Origin of the sequence: Cetobacterium sp. (genome assembly GCF_051653945.1) — a bacterium.
Taxonomy (GTDB): Bacteria; Fusobacteriota; Fusobacteriia; order Fusobacteriales; family Fusobacteriaceae; genus Cetobacterium_A.
Map to the genome: position 1 here is coordinate 1 of NZ_JBOFXD010000023.1, position 6,781 is coordinate 6,781.

Below are 6,781 nucleotides of genomic sequence, written 5' to 3' on the forward strand. Positions count from 1 at the left end.
TAAATTTGATTCAGATTGTACTACTTCTTTAGAATTTTTAAGAGAGCTAAATATAGATTAAAGTATTGAAAATAAAGGGGTCATAGATGGTCAGGAAAATCCTTAGCGTTGTTATTCCGCGTTTTCCTGACGGGACCCCATATATTCAGATCTTTCCTCTTCCAACTCATAAAACCCAATTTTTCTAAGCTCTTGCATATAATAATCAATTCTTTTTTCTGAAAAATCTAATTCTAATAATGTTTTTAATAATTTTTTTACTTCCTCATTTTTTCCCATAATATTAACCCCATTTTTATTATCTCATTTTCCATTCGCCAAATTTAACCCATTTATTATTTTTTATTTCATAAATAATTACTTTTCTATCCAATTCTATTTGTCTTAATAACTCATTAGAGTAATCAATAATATCATCATATTTTGAAAACTCTTTAGATATTAAAATTTTCCCATTCTCTTCTAATTCAATCTTATACATTGTTCAGATCCTCCAACAGCTTTTTAATCTTATATTGTCTTGCCATTCCTACCAACTTTTTACCAGTTTTAGAAACTAAAAGGCTTTCGTCAATATCTTTTTCAGTAAATAAAGACTTTTCTTTTTGTTGTTCTATCTCCATGTCCTCTATAATTTCATATTTAGTTCTATTTATGAAATCAAATGATTTTTTCATATAGAGATTATGTTGTTCTCCTAATCGCTCTAAATAGTCTTTATATAAATTTTCATAGTCTTTTTTACATATTTTTTTTAATTCAACAACTGGATCACTTGGAATATTTTTTACTTTTTTCTTTTTTTCTAATTCTTGAATAGTATTTTCAAGTTGCTCTCTTTCATGCTCTTGTAGTTCTTTCTCTCCCAGTACTATTTTTCTCTTTTTTACTGGTGGAATATCTATAATATTATCTTTTTTCTTTTTTTTATTCTTCCATGTAAAAATTAATGTTTCTACATTCCGTCCTTTTTTCAATTCTGTAATTTTTAAATCTTTAAAATATTTGCTTAACTCTTCTAAACAAGGTTTTAGAACTCTTTTCCTCATATCGATCATTCTATATTTTATTGGTATTCCTAAAACTTCACGAAAATCATTTATTTTTACAATATATTCTCCTGTACTCTCCCATTGTTTTAATAATCTAAATAAAGTTTTCATATAAGAACCTCTTAATTCTAAAAACTCCTTTAAATCAAAAATAGTAAAATTTTCTAATATTCCATTTATTAAAAATTTAAACTCTTTTTCTATAGGGACAATTATTATTTTTTTATTTGTATCTGTTGTTATAGTTCCAAATAAACTAAATACTTTAAAAACCCCTTTTTCGCACTCTATTTCTTGAGTCATGGATTTTAATTTTTTATTTAATTCACGAATATTTTTTATAAATCGCGTTTCGCTCCTGTTTCCTAATTCAGCTATTTTTTTTAATTCTGCAAATGTTATTATTATTTCATCATCACCAGTTTCTTTAGCTTTAAATAATAAACTAAAGAAAATATCGACTTCATTTTCTGAAAATTCACTTATTTTTAATTTATTAATTTCGTTATGATATTTTAATTCCTTTTCCATAAGTATCCCCCATTTTTAATCATGTTACATACTGTCTTATTTTATTTTTAATTCCTTTATATTCATTAGTATACTAACATAAAGTAAGACAGTCAATTTTTTTTGTCTTATTTATGTTACATGATGTCTTACTTTATGTTACATGATGTCTTACTTTATGTTACATGATGTCTTACTTTATGTTACATGATGTCTTACTTTACCCTCTGAACTTGCTCTCTACTTGCTGAATTTGAGCACCACTAAAAGTATTTAAAAGTATTTAAAATATATTTAAAAGGGAAAACTTGAAATTTTCCAGTAAAAAAATCAAAGTCAAAAAACTAATTTTTTAAGTAGTCAATAAGTTATGTTTTAAATTAAATTTTTTCAAAAATAATTTAGCAAAGTATTCAAATCAAAATATAAAAAATACTTTTCCAGTAATTCCAATTAACCAAAATAAATTTTGACGTAGAGGTTTGAAATTGAATAAATTTCATGAACCACTAAACGTGCCTAAAACAATTTCAAAAACTCAAATATTTAAGATTTTCTAAAAACATAAAACTAATTCTCTAAACCTAGTTTTAAAATCCATTTAAACTAATTCTATGATATCAAATAAGCCTTTAAAAAACTTTTTAGATAAAATATACCATAAGACACGACACAAGGTTTAAAATTAATTTTGTGAAGTATAACAAAATATAAGAATAGTAATTCTTTGTAAAATTGATTTTAAGATAGGTGTAAATGTAAACATGAGTATTTTATGCTGAAAATGTTTAAAATTGATTTTAAGACAAAACCAGAGGTTTTAACGAGGTATTTTTATGGGGTGTAACATGGGATAAATAGAAATTTTTTAAATTTAACGTATTTTTTAACTCCTAAATATAAAATTTTATATTTTTAATTTTTAAACTGAAGATTTCTTGAAGTATGAAAAAATATTGATTTTATTGAATTGAATTAATACCAAAAATTTTTAAAATATTATTAAAAAACAAAGAGGTTTTTTATTAAAAATCCTACACGATAAAAAACTATAAAAATTGCTAAAATAAATTCAAATAAATCATTCATTTTTAGTTCTTAAAATTTTTATATTAGCTTCCTTAATAGCTTTTTTTTTGTAAAAGTATTTACTTTTTTATTTTAATTCTGCCGTTGTTTTTTTAGGTTTTTTGATATTATTTACATTAAAATTATTTTCAGATATTCTTAATTTTCTCCTTATTTATATTTTCGTTATAGGCAAGGCACTAAAAATAGTTGAGGTTGCCAATAATCCATGATATTATATAGGAGAAAATTAAGAATGACAGGAGCCCCATTTTTGACGTCAAAACTTCGTTTTTATGTCAAAAATAGCTCCTGTAAAGTGGGGAAAAATCCCCCCTTTAATCCCCCCAATAAGTTTAAACAAAACTCCCTTATATAAATTAGGAACTTTTGTTTAAACTTTGTAAATAGAAAAGAAAGGAGAATTATTTAATGAAAAATGTATCTTTAAGATTGGATGAAAAAGATTACAAAACTTTAGATATAAATTCTAAAGCTCTTGGAGTAACTAAAAATGAATTTGTAAGAAAATTAATTAGGTTAAGTACAATCGAAAATATAGAAGAATTTAACGCAAATTTAAAAGAATTATTAATACTAAAAAGAGCCTTATCTAATAATATAAATCAATTAGCTAAAAGAGGTCATAACATGGCTAATTTTGAAGAGGTAAAAAAGGAGCTAGATGAATTATGGCAATCTTTAAATCGATAGACAATCCTAGTACAAAAATAGGTGGTAGTAAAAAAGCAATTGATTATATAGCTAAAAAAGCAGAAATAACAAAAGGTTTTAATTGTTCAGATGATAGAGAACAAGCTTACAAAGATTTTCAAGAAACTAAAGAATTTTATGGGAAAATGGACGGAAGACAATTTAAGCATTTTATACTATCGTTTGAGGAAGGAAGAGGAACTCCAGAAATAGCTATAAATATGGGGGAAGATATAGCCAAAACTCTATTTAAAGACTATGAGGTTTTTTTAGCGGTTCATACTGACACTGAAAATACTCATTGTCATTTACTTGTAAACTCTGTTAATTTGAATACAGGAAATAAGTATAGACATAGTAAATACGAATATGAAATATACAAAGAAAAAGTTGTTGAAATAGGTTTAAATTATGGAATAGAACCAACACAAGAAAAAGAAAAAGAAATAGGCGAAGTAAGAACCGATTCAAAAGAAAAAAGAAAAGCAATAGAAAATCATTTTAATGATGTTCAAAAAAGTGATATAGTTAATACTTATATGATTTTAACTAATGTGTTAGAAAATGAAAAAATAAAATCTATAGATGAGTTTAAAAATAAAATGGATAAAGAGGGAATTATTGTTGATTGGGAACCGCAGAAAAAAAACATAACTTTTGAGATAAAACCAGAGTTTGCAAATTCAAAAAAAAGAAAGTTTAGATTATCCAATTTAAATAAAACTTTTAGCGATGAACGATTAACAAAAGAAAATTTAGAAAATGGATTTGAAATAACTAAACAATTAGAACAAGAAAAACAAAAAGAAATTCAGCACCAACAAAAAATTGAAAAACAAAGAAAAATAAGAGATAGAGATGATTTTGATTTAGGATTTTAAGGAGGGAATTAATAGTGAATATATTTGAAAAACAAAAACAAGAAAAAAATACAAAAATAGAAACTTTAGAAGAAATGAAAACAGCCATTGAAGAATTAAAAAAATTAGAAAATCAAATGCAAGAAACTGCTAAAAATTTAAGTATAAAACATAGTACATTAACAAGCCATTTAGATGCTTTGGATATAGCAAAAATTAGCAAGACTATAAGTGCTAATGAAGATAAGATTACAAAACAAATTACTGAACTAGAAACAGCGGTTACTAATTTTAAAAAGAAAATCAATACTGAAGCTCAAGAAAATATAAATAGTTATACAAGAACTTCATTATATTTTATTTATATTCCTTTTTTTATTTTTTTAGCTGCTTTAGGACTTATAACTTTTACTTATTTTTCAAGTGTTCGATATCTAGAAAATAAAGCTGAAGAATTAGCGAAACAAAACAATCTTTTAAAAGATAGAATTAATGGTGTTTATTGGATACTAGCAGAAGATCAAAAGTTTTGGTACGATAAAGAGAGTAAACAATTCTTTATTGAAAAAAATAGTTGGATAAAAGATTATAAGAAAAATTTACAAAATAAAAATAAGTAAAAAAATTTATAAATACTTTATAAAAAAATAAATGGAGAGAAAAAATGCCAATAAGAAAAAAAATGTCAAATGAATATTTAGATGATTTATTAGTTAGAATGGCACACCATTCAACAGCAATTGAGGGGAATACCTTAACACAAGCCGATACTCTATCAATTTTAATATATAATTATATTCCAAGAGATATGTCAGAACGGGAATATCATGAAGTGAAAAACTATAAAAAAACAGTTGATTATTTATTGAAAAATGAGGAAAAAATGTCTCCAAAATTAATAAAAACTTATCATAAAGAAATAATGCAAAATTTAGCAGATGATAATGGAGAGTACAAAAAAATTTCTAATATAATATTAGGAGCAAGTTTTGAAACATCAAAACCTTACCAAGTCCCGACACTAATACAAGAGTGGTGTGATAATTATAATTTTAGAATGGAAAATGCAAAAACGATTGAGGAAAAAATTGAGATTATTGTAGACCAACATGTAAAATTTGAAAAAATTCATCCATTCAGCGACGGGAATGGAAGAACAGGAAGAATGTTAATGATTGACAGTTGCATAAAAGAAAATATCCCACCAATAATAATTCCAAAAGAGGAAAAAGGAAAATATATAAATTATTTATCAAATGAGAATATAAAAGGATTTACAAAATGGGGAGTTAGTCTTTCAGAAAAAGAAGCTGAAAGAATTGAGCAATTTTTAAATAAAGAGAAAGTTCAATTAATTTTAGAAAAAAGATAAAGATCTTTCGTGGGTCAATTAGAAAATTTTTTAAAATCTATTGCAGATTTATATTTTAATATATTATAATCCAAAATGTTGTTGCAATTTATATTTTTATTCACTAAAAACCGAAACTAGTTTCATAAAAAAGAGTAAGTTGGATTTAAAGGACTCTTCAGAACTTTATATCGCATGTATACTCTTTTTTTATTTGCAAATTTAAAAAAAATATTTTAAACTAGAATAGTCAATCAATTTTTAAGTTTTCCAACTTAATTTTATAAGCATAAAAGCCCGTTATAGCTAAACTAACGGGCTTTTATATTTGAAAGAGGTGCTATTACAAGGGCTAAAGGTTCTTTTATTTAAAATTAAAACCCCTAGGGAGCTGAATCCTAGGGGTTTTAATGATTATAGTTACATGAATGTTTTAAATTACAGTCTATATATCATAACAATAAAAATTATAAATCTGCAATAAAAAATAAGGGCATAGACTAAACCCTTATTTTAACGAATAAATGTACATAGGTATAACTATGATTAAGGGTATTGTATAAAAGCTAAAGATAAAAAGCAAGAGAAAAATAAAAAAGGCTCAAATATGGGAATAAGAGCCTTTTTGTCGGGGAGGACGAATATAAAAACACCTATGATTTTTATACTGAAATAACTAATAAAATCTTTTTTAGAAATTGGATCACTTGGAAAATATATAAAATAAATATCTAAAGAGAATTATAAAAACTATTGATTTTATTAAGAAAGATTAAAATTTGGTGCCAAAGGACAAAAAAACCGACGGAAAATATAAAAAGTTGCTTAGGTAAGTTCAAAGACCTAAACAACTTCTTAAAAAAACTATTAAATTTATAAATCAAAAGAGTATTTAAAGTATATCCAAAAAAAAGAAAATCTACAATAAAAAAAACTTTAGTCATTTGATTGGAGGTCAGCAACTAAAGTTTTTAAAAAATATTATTAAACAAATCTATGATAAGAGCATAACAGGAAAAGAAGTAATCTACAAGACAAATAAAAAATATAAAATTGGTAGTAAAAATGTATTGTGTAATATGTATTGAATACACTAGAGTATAAATAATACATAGAAATTTATATAAAATATATCCTATTTTCACTGTTTTCCTTGATTTTTCTACATATATATCGTATCATAAACTTGAATTATATTTAATAATACACCTTTGAATAAAAATAAG

At 24.2% G+C, this 6,781-nt stretch carries 7 protein-coding genes; 4 read left to right on the forward strand and 3 right to left on the reverse strand.

What is annotated here, in order from left to right:
- Window positions 1-111 precede the first annotated feature (111 nt).
- The 3 genes from ACRC8M_RS02400 to ACRC8M_RS02410 are packed head-to-tail and all read right to left on the reverse strand — an operon-like array spanning window position 112 to window position 1,583.
- Window positions 112-279, reverse strand: a complete 168-nt coding sequence (locus ACRC8M_RS02400) for a hypothetical protein (RefSeq protein WP_438527680.1) — start codon at window positions 277-279, stop codon at window positions 112-114.
- 19 nt (window positions 280-298) lie between these two features.
- Window positions 299-481, reverse strand: coding sequence for a hypothetical protein (locus tag ACRC8M_RS02405; protein ID WP_438527681.1), 183 nt, complete (start codon window positions 479-481; stop codon window positions 299-301).
- Window positions 474-1,583, reverse strand: a complete 1,110-nt coding sequence (locus ACRC8M_RS02410) for a replication initiation protein (RefSeq protein ID WP_438527682.1) — start codon at window positions 1,581-1,583, stop codon at window positions 474-476. Before ACRC8M_RS02410 ends, ACRC8M_RS02405 begins: the two co-directional genes overlap by 8 nt.
- 1,479 nt (window positions 1,584-3,062) lie before the next feature.
- On the opposite strand from ACRC8M_RS02410, the gene mobC reads away from it, so the two are divergent.
- The 4 genes from mobC to ACRC8M_RS02430 are packed head-to-tail and all read left to right on the forward strand — an operon-like array spanning window position 3,063 to window position 5,576.
- Complete coding sequence (gene mobC / locus ACRC8M_RS02415; RefSeq protein WP_438527683.1) at window positions 3,063-3,344, forward strand: plasmid mobilization relaxosome protein MobC; 282 nt, start codon at window positions 3,063-3,065, stop codon at window positions 3,342-3,344.
- Window positions 3,323-4,225: a relaxase/mobilization nuclease domain-containing protein gene (locus tag ACRC8M_RS02420; protein ID WP_438527684.1), complete on the forward strand. Its 903-nt coding sequence runs from the start codon at window positions 3,323-3,325 to the stop codon at window positions 4,223-4,225. Before mobC ends, ACRC8M_RS02420 begins: the two co-directional genes overlap by 22 nt.
- Window positions 4,226-4,239: 14 nt before the next feature.
- Window positions 4,240-4,824 (forward strand): hypothetical protein, encoded by a 585-nt coding sequence (locus tag ACRC8M_RS02425; protein WP_438527685.1) that lies wholly within the window; start codon window positions 4,240-4,242, stop codon window positions 4,822-4,824.
- 44 nt (window positions 4,825-4,868) lie between these two features.
- Window positions 4,869-5,576 carry a Fic family protein gene (locus ACRC8M_RS02430; RefSeq protein ID WP_438527686.1) on the forward strand — a complete coding sequence of 236 codons (708 nt, stop codon included), beginning with the start codon at window positions 4,869-4,871 and terminating at the stop codon, window positions 5,574-5,576.
- Window positions 5,577-6,781: the final 1,205 nt, after the last annotated feature.